15 protein-coding genes are annotated in these 15,275 nt (G+C 58.3%); 11 read left to right on the top strand and 4 right to left on the bottom strand.

Going from position 1 to position 15,275, the window contains the following annotated elements; genetic code table 11:
- Nucleotides 1-7: 7 nt before the first annotated feature.
- From E9677_RS16690 to E9677_RS16655, 8 genes are all read left to right on the top strand, one after another.
- Entirely contained in the window at nt 8-316 is a 309-nt protein-coding gene (locus E9677_RS16690) for a hypothetical protein (RefSeq protein WP_136559210.1), read from the top strand.
- Nucleotides 317-331: 15 nt separating this feature from the next.
- Nucleotides 332-2,989, top strand: a complete 2,658-nt coding sequence (ligD, locus tag E9677_RS16685) for a DNA ligase D (protein ID WP_136559209.1) — start codon at nt 332-334, stop codon at nt 2,987-2,989.
- 83 nt (nt 2,990-3,072) lie between these two features.
- Nucleotides 3,073-3,882, top strand: coding sequence for a hypothetical protein (locus E9677_RS16680; RefSeq protein ID WP_235883033.1), 810 nt, complete (start codon nt 3,073-3,075; stop codon nt 3,880-3,882).
- 4 nt (nt 3,883-3,886) lie between these two features.
- Nucleotides 3,887-4,426: a GXWXG domain-containing protein gene (locus tag E9677_RS16675; RefSeq protein WP_235883002.1), complete on the top strand. Its 540-nt coding sequence runs from the start codon at nt 3,887-3,889 to the stop codon at nt 4,424-4,426.
- 81 nt (nt 4,427-4,507) lie between these two features.
- Nucleotides 4,508-4,690: a hypothetical protein gene (locus tag E9677_RS16670; RefSeq protein ID WP_136559208.1), complete on the top strand. Its 183-nt coding sequence runs from the start codon at nt 4,508-4,510 to the stop codon at nt 4,688-4,690.
- A 6-nt stretch (nt 4,691-4,696) separates the two neighbouring features.
- A complete protein-coding gene (gene xth, locus E9677_RS16665) occupies nt 4,697-5,467 on the top strand; it encodes an exodeoxyribonuclease III (protein ID WP_136559207.1) in 771 nt (256 codons plus the stop codon).
- 3 nt (nt 5,468-5,470) lie between these two features.
- Nucleotides 5,471-5,821 (top strand): hypothetical protein, encoded by a 351-nt coding sequence (locus E9677_RS16660; RefSeq protein ID WP_136559206.1) that lies wholly within the window; start codon nt 5,471-5,473, stop codon nt 5,819-5,821.
- A 189-nt stretch (nt 5,822-6,010) separates the two neighbouring features.
- On the top strand, nt 6,011-6,493 hold the full coding sequence (locus E9677_RS16655; protein ID WP_136559205.1) for a sigma factor-like helix-turn-helix DNA-binding protein: 483 nt from the start codon (nt 6,011-6,013) through the stop codon (nt 6,491-6,493).
- 172 nt (nt 6,494-6,665) lie between these two features.
- On the opposite strand, the gene E9677_RS16650 is transcribed toward E9677_RS16655, so the two are convergent.
- Nucleotides 6,666-8,204: a sensor histidine kinase gene (locus E9677_RS16650; protein WP_168801245.1), complete on the bottom strand. Its 1,539-nt coding sequence runs from the start codon at nt 8,202-8,204 to the stop codon at nt 6,666-6,668.
- Between the two features lie 330 nt (nt 8,205-8,534).
- Here E9677_RS16650 and E9677_RS25240 point away from each other — a divergent pair, with 330 nt between their 5' ends.
- On the top strand, nt 8,535-8,702 hold the full coding sequence (locus E9677_RS25240) for a hypothetical protein (protein WP_168801244.1): 168 nt from the start codon (nt 8,535-8,537) through the stop codon (nt 8,700-8,702).
- 66 nt (nt 8,703-8,768) lie between these two features.
- On the opposite strand, the gene E9677_RS16645 is transcribed toward E9677_RS25240, so the two are convergent.
- On the bottom strand, nt 8,769-9,008 hold the full coding sequence (locus tag E9677_RS16645; protein ID WP_136559203.1) for a hypothetical protein: 240 nt from the start codon (nt 9,006-9,008) through the stop codon (nt 8,769-8,771).
- Between the two features lie 470 nt (nt 9,009-9,478).
- Between E9677_RS16645 and E9677_RS16640 the strand changes: the two genes are divergently transcribed.
- A complete protein-coding gene (locus E9677_RS16640; protein WP_136559202.1) occupies nt 9,479-11,605 on the top strand; it encodes a putative bifunctional diguanylate cyclase/phosphodiesterase in 2,127 nt (708 codons plus the stop codon).
- 234 nt (nt 11,606-11,839) lie between these two features.
- On the opposite strand, the gene E9677_RS25235 is transcribed toward E9677_RS16640, so the two are convergent.
- Together E9677_RS25235 and E9677_RS16635 are read right to left on the bottom strand one after the other, a co-directional pair.
- A complete protein-coding gene (locus E9677_RS25235; RefSeq protein WP_168801243.1) occupies nt 11,840-12,058 on the bottom strand; it encodes a hypothetical protein in 219 nt (72 codons plus the stop codon).
- 261 nt (nt 12,059-12,319) lie between these two features.
- Entirely contained in the window at nt 12,320-12,790 is a 471-nt protein-coding gene (locus tag E9677_RS16635; protein ID WP_136559201.1) for an MgtC/SapB family protein, read from the bottom strand.
- A 454-nt stretch (nt 12,791-13,244) separates the two neighbouring features.
- Here E9677_RS16635 and E9677_RS16630 point away from each other — a divergent pair, with 454 nt between their 5' ends.
- A complete protein-coding gene (locus E9677_RS16630; protein WP_136559200.1) occupies nt 13,245-15,182 on the top strand; it encodes a HAMP domain-containing methyl-accepting chemotaxis protein in 1,938 nt (645 codons plus the stop codon).
- Nucleotides 15,183-15,275: the final 93 nt, after the last annotated feature.

Raw genomic sequence — 15,275 nt, 5'->3', positions numbered from 1 at the left:
AGTATCCATGGCCGACGACAGCACCACGACCATCAATGCCGCCTTTGAGACCCGAGAGGCGGCCGACCTCGCCATTGAGCATCTCGTCCAGCAACATGGCGTCCCCCGGGCGGACATCTTCGTCCAGTCAGCCACGAGCGAGAACACCGCCGGCTCCGCTCCATCTGGCGGGGACGCCTCTCATGGCGGTGGAGCACGTGACGATGCGGCGCTCAATGGCGAGATTGAGGTATCCGCGGATATCCAGTCGAGCCTCATCTCTTCAGTGCAACGGGCCTTTGGTGAGCTCGGCGCAATCCGGGTGTCCGTACACTGAGCCTGGAGAACCTCGATGGCTGACACGCTCTCCACCTATCGATCCAAGCGGGATTTCGAAAAGACGAGGGAGCCGAGCGGGGAGGGCGGCGTCAAGGGATCAAACCGGTTGCGGTTCGTGATCCAGAAACATGACGCGACCCGTCTGCACTACGACTTGCGGCTGGAACTGGGGGGCGTGTTCAAATCTTGGGCCGTGACCAAAGGACCATCGCTTGATCCGCAAGACAAGCGGCTCGCCGTGGAAGTCGAAGATCATCCTCTCGATTACGGTGACTTCGAGGGAACGATTCCAAAAGGCCAATATGGAGGCGGCACCGTCTTGCTTTGGGACCGCGGATATTGGGAGCCTGAGGGCTCAAGGTCGCCGGAAGAGGCTCTCAAGAAAGGCGACTTCAAGTTCACGCTTGAAGGAGAGCGTCTCAAGGGCAGTTTCGTTCTCGTGCGCATGCGCAAGGATCGAGACGGCGGGAAACGCACAAATTGGCTCTTGATCAAACATCGGGACGAGTATTCGGTCGATGACGAGGGCGCCGCAGTTCTGGACGAAAACACAACATCCGTTGCATCCGGCCGGACAATGGATCAGATCGCCGCCGGCAAGGGCCGAAAACCTCGCCCCTTCATGATGACCAAGGCCGCCGTAGAAGCCGATGCCCGCTGGGACAGCCGTCATGGCCTTGCCGCGGACAAGCGAAAGAAGGCGCCGAGCAAGGGCGCGTCTCAATCGGTAAAGCCGGTAATGCCAGACTTCATCGCACCTCAGCTTTGCGAGACTGCCGCTCGTCCGCCGCAGGACAGCAACTGGCTGCACGAGATCAAGTTTGACGGATATCGCATCCAGATGCGGGTGGTCGACGGGGAGGTCACGCTCAAGACCCGCAAAGGGCTCGACTGGACGGCGAAATACCCCGAAATTGCCAAGGCCGCAGCCCACCTTCCCGACTGCATCATCGATGGAGAGATTTGTGCGCTGGATGAGAACGGTGCTCCGGACTTTGCCGCCCTACAGGCAGCGCTGTCAGAAAAGGCAACTGGCAATCTCGTCTATTTCGCCTTCGATCTCCTGTTTGAGGGTCTGGAGGACCTGCGCCAGAACACCCTTGCCGATCGCAAGCAGCGCCTGCAACGCCTAATCGAGACGGATGCGGACAAGGGGGGTGATGGGGGTGGCGATCCGCGTCTGCGCTTTGTCGAACACTTCGAAACTGGCGGCGATGCGGTCTTGCGGTCGGCCTGCAAGCTGTCCCTTGAAGGCATCGTTTCCAAACGGGCGGATCAACCCTATCAGTCCGGACGGACCAGGACATGGGTCAAGTCGAAATGTCGGGCCGGCCATGAGGTGGTGATTGGCGCCTATGCCAAGACAAATGGCAAATTCCGCTCGCTCCTTGTCGGTGTCTACCGGGGCAAGCATTTCGTTTATGTCGGTCGGGTCGGCACGGGTTTCAGTGCGACAACGGTTGAAAAGCTCTTGCCCAAACTGAAAGAGCACGAAACATCCCGGTCGCCCTTTACCGGCATCGGCGCACCGAAGAAGACAGCCGATATCGTCTGGCTGAAACCGGAGCTTGTTGCAGAAATCCAGTTTGCCGGATGGACGGCAGACGGTCTCGTTCGCCAGGCAGCCTTCAAGGGCTTGCGAAAGGACAAGCCGGCCGACGAAGTCGAGGCGGAAGAGCCGGCCTCGCCGGACACGGTCGCGCTGCCGGATCCGGGAAAGACAAAAGGCGCCCGGCCGGCGCGTCGCAAGAATGCCAAAGCCGAGGTCATGGGCGTAATCCTGTCCAGCCCCGACAAGCCGCTCTGGCCGGATGCCGGCGATGACGAGCCTGTTACCAAGGAGGATCTGGCGCGATATCACGAGGCGGTCGGGTCCTGGCTTATCGACCACGTCAAAGGTCGGCCGTGCTCGATCATCAGGGCGCCCGATGGCATTGCCGGACAGCAGTTCTTCCAACGCCATGCTATGCCCGGGACCTCGAACCTGTTGGAACTGGTCAAGGTCACCGGTGACAAGAAGCCATATCTACAGGTCGACCGCATCGAAGGATTGATCGCCGTTGCCCAGATCGGTGGCCTTGAACTGCACCCCTGGAATTGCGAACCGGGGCATCCCGACGTTCCCGGTCGGATCGTTTTCGACCTCGATCCTGGACCCGACGTTGCGTTTTCGACCGTAGTCGAGGCCGCGCGGGAGATACGTGATCGGCTGGATGAGCTCGGCCTCGTCAGCTTCTGCAAGACCACGGGCGGCAAGGGCCTGCACGTGGTGACACCCTTGTCGGTCAACAGGAAGACGCCGCTTTCCTGGGACGATGCAAAGGCTTTCGCCCGCGAGGTTTGCCAGCAAATGGCCGAAGACTTCCCCGACCGCTATCTCATCAAGATGACCAAGAGCCTGCGCCAGGGCCGGATCTTCCTCGACTATTTGCGCAATGATCGCATGGCAACGGCGGTGGCGCCGCTTTCACCGCGGGCCCGAACGGGCGCGACGGTGTCCATGCCGCTGAACTGGACCCAGGTGAAGTCCACTCTCGATCCGACACGGTTCACGATCAGGACAGTTCCAGCACTCATGGATAAGTCTTCGGCCTGGCAAGACTACTGCGATGGGGAGCGCTCCTTGGAGCAGGCGATCAAGAAGCTGAAAAAGACACGGAGGGGCGGGTGAGCGGCGAAGCTGAGACGGGCAAGGGCGTGTCGGAGGAGACAGAGACCGACGTCGGTGCGACCGCGGAATTGCCGCATGACCGGATGACGATCGCGCGTTTTCGTCACGCCTTTCCCCGCGCCCGCTGGAGTGAGCACAAAGGAGCCTGGTACGTTCCCGGCCGAACCGCCAAGACACGCATCGGTCGCTTTCTGGCCAGGCTGGACGCTGAGGCAGATTCCTTTGCCGATGAAAGAGGGCGCGATGCCTTCGCCTTTGATCCGATCAAAAGTCGCTATCTCGAGGTCGGGTCGAGCGCCTTTTTGATCCGCACACCCTATTCCAAGACACTGGTTTCAAAGATCCGCGAGATCGAAGGTGTCCGCTGGGATGCCGATCGCCGGCTCTGGGCCGTGCCCTACCGGTCATACGAGGATCTCCGTCAACGCTGGCCAATGATCGAGACGATTGCCGCACAATGCGAACCCGAGGCGAGAAAAGAAAGGCGCGAAGCGCTCCGCGGAACTGAAGAAGGGGAGGCCACAAAAGCCAGACGCCGAGAGCGACGTCGCAAGCGTTATCCAGTTGCCGTTGCTTCGATGCCACCGATGGACCGAGTGGTGTCTACGCATATCGGGCTGGTTTTGTTCTTGGGCCTCACCGGGGAGCTTGCCGACCTGAAGGCGATCGAAGCCTTCTACTTTCCACCTGTCGCGGGCGAGGACTATGTCTGGTTCGAGTGGCGACCCGGTACGCTTGAGGAACTGGTCACGACATGGCCGGCCCGATCAGATCCTTCGAATAAGGAGCGTCATCACGGCTGGTGGCTGCCCACGCTTGACGAGTTACGCATTGCACGACGCGATGCGAGATCGAGGGAGAAAGCAAGCCAACGCCGTTCAAAGGAGGCGTGACCAGATGAACGAGCCGTCAGCGTTTGAGATATTCCGGCAAATGGCCCCTGTCGATCCCGGTGAGCTTGTGGGTCTTTGGAAGGGCCGCGGAGTTCCAACGGGCCATCCGCTCGACGGCGTCCTTGAAAATCTCGGATGGTTCGGCAAGCGCTTCACGCAAGATCTGCGGGCGGATGCCTTGCTGTTCCAGTCAGGTGAACGGCGTCTGACAGCCATCGATCCCGCGCCAATACCCGTCAATCTGGCGCTTCGCTTTCACCATCTCGGCCGGACACGGGCTGCCCGCAACCTCTTCTCCTATCTGCAGCGGGGCTTGCGCGCACACGGTCCCACGGCCAGGCTCAAGGTGTTGTCCTATGACGGCGTGCAAAGTGCTGCGATGGTATATGACCGGATGCCGATCACCGACCACTTCCGTCAAAAAGACAAGGACACGCTCATGGGGCTGATGGTCATCGAGAAGGATGCTCGTCGCTATCTCTTCGAACTTGAACGGGTGAAGGACGCTGCCGAAGCGGAGCGATGCCAGGACTTGAAGCGCTGAAGTGGCTAACGCGATGATCGGATGCATCTTTTCCCGGATCCATGCGTTGTTTCTCCGCGACTTACGAGAAGGAGATCCCCCATGACCAAGCGCGAACTGATCGATACCGGTACCGACAAGCGCTATGTTCGGCGCGACGAAGACGGCAAGTTCAAAGAGAGTGTCGATGTCGGTCGCTCACTGTCTGCCGACAAGCGTCAAGAGGCAATAAACGATGCAAAGCCTGGCGAAGGCGATCGTGGCGATCATCGCGCCAAGTCATGATCCCTGGTGAAGATCGCGACCTATAACATCAACGGCATCAATGGGCGGCTCGACATCCTGCTGCGGTGGCTGGAAGAAGCCGCCCCCGATATCGTATGTCTCCAGGAACTCAAGGCTCCCCACGAAAAGTTCCCGCGCAAGGCACTCGAGAAAGCCGGGTATGGCGCTGTCTGGCGCGGTCAAAAGAGCTGGAATGGCGTTGCAATCCTGGCCCGCGATCGCGAGCCAGTGGAAACGCGCAGAGCCTTGCCGGGTGATGTCGCTGACGATCAGAGCCGCTACATTGAAGCCGCCGTCAACGGCGTGATCATCGGCTGCCTTTATCTGCCCAATGGCAATCCGGCGCCGGGTTCTAAATTCGACTACAAGCTGCGCTGGTTCAACCGGCTTCACACGCATGCCAAAGGACTACTCGACCTTGAGATCCCGGTCGCGTTGATTGGCGATTTCAACGTCATGCCGACCGATCTTGATGTCTACAAACCCGAGCGCTGGCGCGATGACGCCCTGTTTCGCCCGGAAGTGCGCAGCGCCTATGCCGCAATGCTGGACCAGGGTTGGACGGACGCAGTGAGGGAGCTTTACCCGGATGAGAGCGTCTACACGTTCTGGAAATATTGGCGTAACGCTTTTGAACGCGATGCGGGCTTGCGTATCGACCACTTTTTATTGAGCCCTCAGCTCGCAAGCGGGTTGAAGGCGGTAGGCGTTGACCGTTGGGTCCGGGCATTGCCGAAAACAAGCGACCACGCGCCCGTATGGATCGAGTTGGAATGACCTATGGCAACCAAGTCATCCTCTCCTATCGCCAGCAAGGCCGATGCCTATCCGGAAACGCCGGACGGACGATATTTCGTGGTCAAAGGCCGGCTCTGGCGCAAGAGCAATCCTTCTCTTATCCCCGCACGCCGTGAGGCGCTGGTCAAAGAACTCATGGCTGCGCGTCGCGCGCTTAAGAAACCTGAGAGCGCTGAGCGGACCGTTGTCGAGACGCGTCAACGCGTCGATGCCGCCAAGATCGCACTGGGCGAGCGCGGGCCCGTTTGGTGGGACGATGGGACACCGGATTTCAACCGGCATTTGGTGAAGAACACCCCCTATGCCGACTGGTATTGTCGCCAAATCGGATGACGGCCGTGGCCAGACGTAAAGGTCTTCCGCCTCCTGTCTCTTCACAACATCGACGTCGTTCAGCTTGTCGTGGGGCAGTCTTTTCAGGTCTGAACACCGGGTTTGCGCAAGATGTTCAACGCCCCCACGCCTTCAGCGGAACCTAAGGTGTTGCTCTGCATTCACAGGTAGTATCATCGGAGTTGAAACATGTCGCAGCACCCCTCGACGGTTACAGACTGTCTGCCTCAGTTGCGAATTTTCGCGAGGGTGATGTGCAACGATGTGGGGCACGCTGACGATCTCGTTGCACTGTGCCTGTCGCAAGCCCAAGATCATCTATCTGAGATCAGCGCCGCCCAAAGTGTCTTGCCCGCCTTGCTGAACGATCTGGCAAGGCTCATTCGCGCACGAGAGGTGGTTCAAGCGTCTCTAGCATCGCCTACCGATCGTGATCCAATGTCCCTTATGTCTCAGCTGCCGCCCTATCACAGAGACGTGCTTATGACCGTCACGGTGTTTGGGCTTCGTTATTGGGAGGCTGCTGCGATCTGCAATTGCCCGATGGGGACAATCAAAAGCCGCCTGAACCGTGCCAAGGCAGCGTTTGCAGGAAAAGCATCAGAGGCGAGCCGTCCTGAGAGAGCCAGGATACAGACAAGTTCGCACGCCGCCGCCGCCCAGCGCGCCTGATACAGTTGCAAGAAGACCGAGCTGGGCTCACAACGGGGCTATCGCGGAGCGCTGGTGACGATCAGCCGTCAAGCGGTCATCGGAAAGGCTCCAGAAGCCGACGCCAGGCTCGCATCGAAGAGGAACGAAGGTGACCCTTGCCATGCTGTCCGCACACGCATCGAGACACGTCTCATGGATCGGGCGCAGCGGTGGTGCTGGTGGGTATAGGCAGCGCCAGCGTCATCCGATAATAGGCGTGCTGCTCGACGCTGATCGTTCCGTGCCATTTGCTTTCGACAAGTTGCCTGATCAGTTTTGTCCCAAAGCCGGTCGATGATGACGTTGATGATATGGTCGTGTGTGCCGTGACCGGATCGTGCCAGATGACCGTCAGACGCGACCCGTCTTCGGGGCCGTCGATCCGCCAGCTGAGGTCCACCACCCCGTCAGCCGCGCCCAAGCTGCCATACTTGATGGAGTTCGTGCAAAGCTCGTTCAATACCAGCCCAAGGTCGAAACATAGCTCTGGCGGCAGCAGGACATCACGCCCGTTCATACGGATCTTTCCGGTGAATGGTGCAAGGGTTTCTTCGACGACTTTTTGTAGCCGAGTATTGACCCAGCCTTGCTGAGCGATCGCGTGATTGGCGCGAGCAAGAGACGACAGCCTGTGATCGAATGCTTTTTTGGCGGCAAGCGGATCGACGGCATGCCTGAATGTTTGCGCGGCAATCGAGCTGACCAATTGCAACATGTTTCCGGCGCGATGGGACATCTCGCGTATCAACAAGCTGCTGTGCAGTTTCGCTGCCTGTTGGCGCACCGCGGTGGAAATGATCGCCGCCAAGGACTGCAGGAAATCTCTGTCTCCCTTGTCGAAGGTGCATGTTTCGACGGCATGGATTCCGATAACACCATAGGGCCTTCCGTCTGACCCTGCGATCGTCACGCTCATTCCGCTGATCACACCATGAAGCCTCAGCAGCTCCGGCCCGGAAAATCGCTGCTCGGTTCTGAGGTCGTCGACCACGACGAGTTCTTTTGCCATCAGCGTATAGCCTGCCTGAGAATCCTTTTCCGTACCGACACTTGCAATTCCCACCAGGCCATCGTTCCAGCCGACGCCGGCCACCAGTTTCAATTTGTCAGCCGCATCTTCGAAGGCCAGAACTTTTGTCAGCGGGACATGCAAAGCTTTCGCCGCAAGTTCGACGGCTTTCTCCAGAATGGTCTGCAAGCTCACATCCTGAAGCGCGAGCTGACCGAGTTCGGCAATGGCGGTCTGCTGCATCAGACGACGCTCGGTCAGTCTGAGAGCCTCCTCCTTCTCCCGTTCGATCCGCTTGCGTTCGGTGATTTCGACAGAGGCGACGCTTGCGCCGACAATCTCCCCGCGCTCATCCGTGACGGGAGACCAACATTCCATCCAGAACCGCTGGATACCCGTATCTGTTGGCGTTTCCCCCGCAATTTCGAAAGGGCCCAGTGGCATACCTGTGTCGATGACCTGCTTCATGAGACGTCGTGCTACCGGTTCGAGGTCTGGAACAACCTCCGAGACACTGCGCCCCAGGTGTTCCGCTGCTGTATAACCGTGAAACTCGGCCATAGTTTCATTGATGCGTAGGAAGCGGAGCTCCTCGCTGAGCATACAAAGCCCAACCGGCACCGTATCAATGTCGGTCACCGCGCTTGGATCATCTGCCACCTTTGAGCGAGGTTCGTCCATATTCATCTCCTTCACAAGCCGTCAGCTTGAAGCGTGCGACGGCGACACCATTATTTATGGCCAGTCCCATGCAAATCCATAGCTGGCGAAGATGACGAGCTTGTCGGATCTTGGGTGCTGACATCCAGCTCCAATGGTCGCGCGAAGAAAACGATCTGCTGCCTGATGCTGCTTAAGCCGGATAACTAGGTCGGGCGGTCGATGTACTCGCTTCGACATGCCCGGGACCTGGAAGAGGCCACCATGAATGTCCGGTCGCTTGAAGAATGTGATGTTCCTTCGGAACTCTGTCGCTCGGGCACAGTTTTTCTTGCATTCCAGGAGAGTAAAATGAGCGTTGGTCTGGTGATTTTTAGAAGCCTTGCATGCGGTGACATGGTTCGCGATGCCCTGAAAGGCCACAGGAATCTTCAGCCCATTGCCCATGACAATCGAATTGAGACGCTCCTGGCTCGGCTGTCGAAAGCGGAAAATGCGCAAGAGAATGCAAAAGCTTAGCGTATCCTACGCTTCGAACGGCATTCGCCGTTTCGCAAGAACGCCGATAAACGACCAGAGCAGCCTTTAGCTTTTCTCGTCCGACACTCGCCCTTCAGCCTTTGGATAGAAACGGGTTTGTCCGCCCTGTTCGTCACAAAACTGACGAAGATGCAGATGCCGCTTTACGTTTGAGCGAACGACATTCTTTTCGCAATCTTCTTCCTGAAGACCCGACTTTAAAGCGAGAAAATCGCGGCAGATCGATGCCAGAAATGGAGCGCTGGCGATCGGTAGCCTGATGATCTGATCCAGTTTGCGCGTCAAGGCTGCACTCGCCCTTTTGAGACGCGGCGAGGCATGCGGATCCTCACAGATCGCTGTTGTGATTGCGTGGATCTGGCGAACCGTTCGAACGTCTGCTGCATGCCTGAGATATGCGGAAATGCTGCGTCCCTTTGATTACTCCGTGCAAGCCCACGAGTTAACGCAATGCCCGTGGTTTTTTCAGAGGCAACGGCCCGATATGGTTAAGTAAAACTTATCAGCGTCCTGGCGATCAGGCGCGCTGCGTCACCACAAGACGCACTGTCGGTGACGCTGGATGCGGCCGGATCGCCAAGTTTCCGGCCACTCGGTTAAGCGAGATGTGTATCTGCAGGCATCCTAACGAAACCTCAACCATATCTCTTCGCGGTTTTAACATTAATCGTTGCTAAGATGCGCCTGCAGCGCGTTTTTTGCGAGACATGATGTCACCTGCGGTCCTGTGTGACCATCAGCCATGAGATCATGTCATGTATCGATTTTTTCGTCGTTTTAGCGCCTATAATTCTAACTGGCAGATCGGCTCCGTCACCGCGGTCTTTGTGATCATTGCGGCGATCCTGTCTGCGCTGGTCTCCCATTCCATTTTTGAAATGCGCCGTTCGGCCGATGCGATGGATGACGCACGAGCCCAAAAGGCTGCAGAAGTCGCAGTGCTGTCGATGAGCGAGAAGCTCGCGGCAACCGTCAGAGACAATGCCGTCTGGGACGACGCCTATGTGGCGATGGACGCACCCGAGGCACAAGCCTGGGCCTATGAAAACTGGGGCAAGACCAGCGAAGATTACGAGCTTTACGATGGCGCGGTCGTCACGGCAGGTGACAGGACGGTCATCTCGGCCCATTGGAAAGGTTCGGCATTCGACCCCTTCGCAGTGCTCGGGGCCAACTTCGAACAGCAGATCCTTCAGGCCAATCAGATTGGTGCCAATCCGGTCATCAGCTTTCAACGTGTTGGTGACGCATTGCTTCTTGTCGGATCGCTGGCTCTTCAGCCCTATTCGGATCCCGTTGATCAAGATGCGTTCGACATCCTCACCTTCTTCAAGGTCATCTCTCCAGATGTCATCGATCGTGTTTCTGACGAGTATCAGCTGCGCGGCCTGTCGCTCAGCTTTGCCAAGCCCGCCTCGCAGATGCTGGTCTTTGCCGTCAAGGACATCAACGGCGTGACGATCGCCCATCTGCAGTGGCCAAGGGAATTGCCCGGCACCAGGGTCTACCAAAAGGTCAGCGCTTATCTGACGACAGGTCTGGTGTTGTTTGTCCTGTTCCTGGTCGGGATCCTTGTCGCAGGAAGCCTCGAGGCTGCCAGGCTTCGTCGAATGGCCGCGCGAGAAAAGTGGAATGCGACGCATGATCGCCTGAGCGGCCTGCTCAACCGTGCAGGCCTTCTCGACGTGTTAAGGGTGTGGACGAGATCTTCAGCCGGCGTCCGATCCTTGCACCTTATCGACCTTGATGGTTTCAAGCAGGTCAATGATGCCTGGGGCCATGCGGTGGGCGACGAGCTGATCATTCTGGTTTCCAGACGCCTGATGACCACTTGCCCTGCTGGCACAACGGTCGCCCGTCTGGGCGGAGACGAATTCGCTATCCTCCATGACCGTGACGACGCCATGGCGTTCAGTGAACATGTCATTGCGGAGATGGCAAAACCATTCGACATCGGCGGTCGCACGATAGAGATCGGTGCCAGTATCGGTTTTGCCTTTGCCGATCGGGAGGCAGAGCCGCTGGAGCTCCTTCGACGCGCGGACATGTCGCTTTATCAGGCCAAGGAAAGCGGGCGGGGGCGTGCGGTCGAATACTCACGCGCACTCGACGGAGAGCGCGACCGGCTATCGACCCTGGAAGGTCAACTCCGCGCCGCCATTTCCAGTGAAGCAATCCGACCGGTTTTTCAGCCAGTCGTCTCCGCCAGCAGCGGACATATCTGCGGCGTTGAAGCACTTGCAAGGTGGCAAACCCCTGCGGGTTTCGTCAGTCCGGAGGTCTTTATTCCTCTGGCGGAGCGAGCGGGGCTGATCGATGCACTCGGCATGCACATCCTTGAGCAGGCCGTGATGACGGCTCGGGCCTGGACGGGGCTGGACCTGTCGGTCAATGTCTCGCCGATGCAGCTCTGTAATCCCTCGTTCCCGTCACAGGTCACGGATCTCTTGCAGCGAGAAGATTTCGATCCCAAGCGACTGACCCTCGAAATTACCGAGAGTGTGTTGATGTCGAACCCCGAGACGTCGCGCCGGGCCATGGAGACACTGCGCAAGATCGGGGTCAAGTTCGCGCTGGATGATTTTGGCTGTGGCTATGCGTCGATCGGCGCGCTCCGACAGTTCGGCTTCGAGCGCATGAAGATCGACAGATCGCTGGTCTGGGCCTCTGACGACGAAGGCCAGGGGAGCGGTGTGCTTGAGGCAACGATTGCGCTTGCCGTCGCGCTCAAGATCCCGGTAACCGCCGAGGGGGTGGAAACGTCGAGACAGGCCCAACTGCTGCGCTCAGCCGGATGTCAGCAGCTTCAGGGCTTCCTCGTCGGAAAACCGATGTCTGCCACCGAGCTGGAGATGGTGATGAAAGATCCTGAAGTCGCTTGATCGTCAAGGGCGCAAATGTTGAAGATACATTCCGTCAAACTTGTTGTTGGCGCCCGAAATTGCGCGACGCTCCCTTGCCTGATTGTCTCAATCGAATGGCCGGCCCATAGAGTGTGGCATAGGTATAAACCGAGTTGGATCGACGGGTAGCGTTTCGCCTACCACGTCAAAGCAGCCCCGCACCGTTGCGAAATATCGCGATAGGCAGATCTAAAGCCGCAGGCAATTGATGGCTTAAGGGAACTTTTGTCCCGTCATCATGGCGACAAGCTGGTGCCTGTTGCGAATGCCGCTCTGAAACAGGTTGATGATGACCTTTGCGCTCTGCTCGGCCTCGGGCGACGCATGCGCGTGGCCGCGAGTAGCACAGACATCCGCCAGAACGCGTTGAAGCAAGGCGAGGTCAACAGGACCGAGCGGAGCATCCAGTTTACGGGCGGTTTCCTCAATCATAGGTCAACGTGATTCTGTCGGTCTATCTTGCGCCAGCCTTATAAGTGAGGCTGCATATGTTGTCATTCCCCATCCTGACGCTTGCGACCGGGATACCCCGCCCTTTCGATTGCGAAATCGTCTCTTATCCACTTTTTCCGTGCTGATCGGCTGCTGCTGAGTGTGCGTCGGACGATGACGCCCTCGCTCGCAGCGACAATTCCGGCCGGCGAACGTGCTGGCTTTCGATCGAGGTCGCCGCAGCCCACCGCCCCAGCGAGATCAACCTCCGCTTTCTTCCTTTGTTTGCCGCACGGCCTCTTCGACTTTGAAATTGGTCATGATGCGAAGCGTGGCAAATGTCACGATCGAAAGAACGATCGCCGTATCATAGGCTCCAAGCCCGACGGCCGTGCCGATCGCGCCTGTGGCCCAGAGGCTTGCGGCCGTCGCAGTACCCTTGGTCCCGGCTTTCCCCACGAGGATCGCTCCACCGCCGATGAAGCCAACTCCATTGATCAAGCCTTCGACAATGCGCGCTGTCGCTTCTGCGTTGCCTTGCGTAATCCCCTCCGTTGCCTGGATGAACCCGCAGGCAGCGATCGCCACCAGCGGAAACGTTCGTAATCCCGCGCTTCGTTCGTGCCTTTCCCTGTCCCAGGCAATCGGCAAGGCCAGCGCATAGGCAAACGCCAGGGCGGCAAGGTGGGCAAGAATGTCAAAACCGTCGGCGAGCGATGTCAGCCAATTCATATCAGTACTCCGATTGCCGGAGGCGAGACGCTCTAGAACGGTTCAATGTTCCATTGCAGAGTATGATGTTTACAGCCGATGAAGTGGCGATGCCACCGAGGCTTTCGCTTCCTCCATGACAGCCGCAAGCCACTCATGGTCGTCGGTCGTCGGTCGTCTGGACGTCTGCTGCCGGTCGCTTACGGTCGGCAGTCATTCGTCCACCACCTTGCCGCCCGTGACGAAAGCTCGTGACCGCTTGCAGTCTCACCATCAAGCACGAGGGCGTTGATAGGCTTCGCAGACTTGATCAAAGACAAGTGACTACAAATTCTCATCTGTATGTTTCAAGTGCAACTAATTTCCGCAATGCTAATAAATTTGATGCAACTTTACGTAGCCGACTGAGCCAGCGCAAACTCCCCCGAATGCGTCTGACCCTGGAACGGACCATATTGTTCAAAAAGGGATTACAATGACACGGCCTAAGATCAAGACAGCACTGGCCGGCATCCTCATTCTTCTGGGTGCCGCATTCGCACTATTTGCCACTTTTGCAGTGAACCGGCTTGCGGCACTGAACGGGGAAATGACCCTTATCGCCACCAACACCTTGCCCACTGTCGTGTCGGTAAAGGACATGGAGGTTCAGCTCGGTGAGATGCGGACCGCCTATCGCAGCCACATCCTAAGATCGGATACTGAAGGCAAGGCTGCTGCTGCCGCATCGATCGAAAAAGCGGCGACCAAGCTGAAAGCAGATATCGATATATTCAGCTCCCTCGACCCCTCGAAGGAAGAAGTTGATACCGTGGCAGTGATCGGCAACGCCGTTGATCAATATATGAAGGTCGGCGAGCGCGTGCTGGCACTTTCATCTGCCGGCGACCTCAATGGGGCAAACACCGTCCTTCGCGAAGACATGGTCTCCATCGCCGACACGGCCAAGGCAGCTGTTACGCGCCTGGTTGAGATCAGCGACGCGGTGGCGGCCGATGCTTATGCCAATGCAAATGCCGCCTATGCGGCAACGATCATGACCACCTTCGTTGCAATCGGTGCAATTGCACTGCTGATTGCGGGTTCCATCTGGTTTGCGGTCAAAGGCATTGCGCAACCGATCCAGAGGATTACCGGTTCGATGAACGGCCTTGCTGCCGGAGATGCCGACACTGCGGTTCCGTTCGCCGGTCGCGCTGACGAAATCGGTGAAATGGCGGAAGCCGTTGAGATCTTCCGCAAGAATGCCCTTGAAAACCGCAGGCTTGAGCAAGAAACGGCAGCACAACGCAGCCAGACTGAAGAGCACCGTCGCCTGACGGCCGAACAGGAACGGATCCGGGCCGAGGCGATGGCTAAAGCAACGACCGGGCTTGCCGATGGTTTGAAGCAGCTTGCCGCCGGCAACCTGACATTCCAGTTGCAGCAAAATTTCGCCGAGGAATTCGAAAGCCTGCGGGCGGATTTCAATGGGGCTGTCGCCCAGTTGCGCCAGACCTTGACCGCCGTTTCCCAGTCGACGAGCTCAATCGATGGTGGATCACGCGAAGTCAGCCAGAGTGCCGAGGATCTTTCCAAGCGGACGGAGCAGCAGGCAGCATCCTTGGAAGAAACAGCCGCTGCCCTCGACCAGATCACGACCAATGTTGCAAGTTCGTCCAAAAGGGCCGAGGAAGCGCGCACGATCGCAGCCCAGGCGAATGTCAGCGCCCGCCAGTCCGGCTCGGTGGTCGCAAACGCAGTCGACGCCATGGGACGGATCGAGCAGTCATCCAGTCAGATCTCCAACATCATCGGCGTCATCGATGAAATCGCCTTCCAGACCAACCTGCTAGCACTCAATGCCGGTGTCGAGGCAGCACGCGCTGGTGAGGCGGGGAAGGGCTTTGCGGTTGTCGCCCAGGAGGTTCGAGAGCTTGCCCAGCGTTCCGCGCAAGCGGCAAAGGAAATCAAGGAGCTGATCCGCAATTCCACCATCGAGGTCGACAAGGGGGTCAAGCTTGTCAGTGATACCGGCGAGGCGCTGAAGACGATCGAGAACTATGTGATCACGATCAACGAGCACATGGATGCTATTGCGACATCGGCTCGCGAGCAATCGGTCGGGCTGTCTGAAGTCAACACCGCCGTCAACCAGATGGACCAGGTGACGCAACAAAACGCTGCCATGGTGGAAGAAGCCAATGCGGCCGGAGCTACGCTTGCCAAGGAGGCAGCACGGCTGCGTGAGCTGGTCACCCAGTTCCAACTGGGCGGCAACTCACTTCAGGGAACTGCGCGCTCATCGGGGTCGCCGGTGGCGGTCGGCATGCGCCACCAGCCGGTCGCTTCGCCGGCGCGTCGCATCGTCGGTGCGGTGTCGAAGGCCTTTGGCTCGACTGCAGTGATGAACGAAAGCTGGGAAGAGTTCTGAAACCGGCTTTTGCCACGCCAAAACCGGCGAAAGGCGTGATTGCGTATCACGCCTTTCGCCTCATCCCGCACGCGCAAGATAAAAGATCCTCGG

This window comes from Peteryoungia rhizophila, assembly GCF_004912145.1.
In the GTDB taxonomy this organism is placed as follows: Bacteria; Pseudomonadota; Alphaproteobacteria; order Rhizobiales; family Rhizobiaceae; genus Allorhizobium; species Allorhizobium rhizophilum.
The sequence above is the reverse complement of the archived record's forward strand: the minus strand, read 5'-3'. Positions and strand labels throughout refer to the sequence as shown.

Excerpts from the sequence above, each read along its gene's own strand:
- E9677_RS16630 (WP_136559200.1), top strand. The coding sequence starts at position 13,245 with ATGACACGGCCTAAGATCAAGACAGCACTGGCCGGCATCCTCATTCTT.
- E9677_RS16655 (WP_136559205.1), top strand. The coding sequence starts at position 6,011 with ATGTCGCAGCACCCCTCGACGGTTACAGACTGTCTGCCTCAGTTGCGA.
- E9677_RS16675 (WP_235883002.1), top strand. The coding sequence starts at position 3,887 with ATGAACGAGCCGTCAGCGTTTGAGATATTCCGGCAAATGGCCCCTGTC.
- ligD (WP_136559209.1), top strand. The coding sequence starts at position 332 with ATGGCTGACACGCTCTCCACCTATCGATCCAAGCGGGATTTCGAAAAG.
- E9677_RS16690 (WP_136559210.1), top strand. The coding sequence starts at position 8 with ATGGCCGACGACAGCACCACGACCATCAATGCCGCCTTTGAGACCCGA.
- E9677_RS16640 (WP_136559202.1), top strand. The coding sequence starts at position 9,479 with ATGTATCGATTTTTTCGTCGTTTTAGCGCCTATAATTCTAACTGGCAG.
- E9677_RS16670 (WP_136559208.1), top strand. The coding sequence starts at position 4,508 with ATGACCAAGCGCGAACTGATCGATACCGGTACCGACAAGCGCTATGTT.
- E9677_RS16635 (WP_136559201.1), bottom strand. The coding sequence starts at position 12,790 with ATGAATTGGCTGACATCGCTCGCCGACGGTTTTGACATTCTTGCCCAC.
- E9677_RS16660 (WP_136559206.1), top strand. The coding sequence starts at position 5,471 with ATGGCAACCAAGTCATCCTCTCCTATCGCCAGCAAGGCCGATGCCTAT.
- E9677_RS25235 (WP_168801243.1), bottom strand. The coding sequence starts at position 12,058 with ATGATTGAGGAAACCGCCCGTAAACTGGATGCTCCGCTCGGTCCTGTT.
- E9677_RS16650 (WP_168801245.1), bottom strand. The coding sequence starts at position 8,204 with ATGGACGAACCTCGCTCAAAGGTGGCAGATGATCCAAGCGCGGTGACC.
- E9677_RS25240 (WP_168801244.1), top strand. The coding sequence starts at position 8,535 with ATGAGCGTTGGTCTGGTGATTTTTAGAAGCCTTGCATGCGGTGACATG.
- E9677_RS16680 (WP_235883033.1), top strand. The coding sequence starts at position 3,073 with ATGACGATCGCGCGTTTTCGTCACGCCTTTCCCCGCGCCCGCTGGAGT.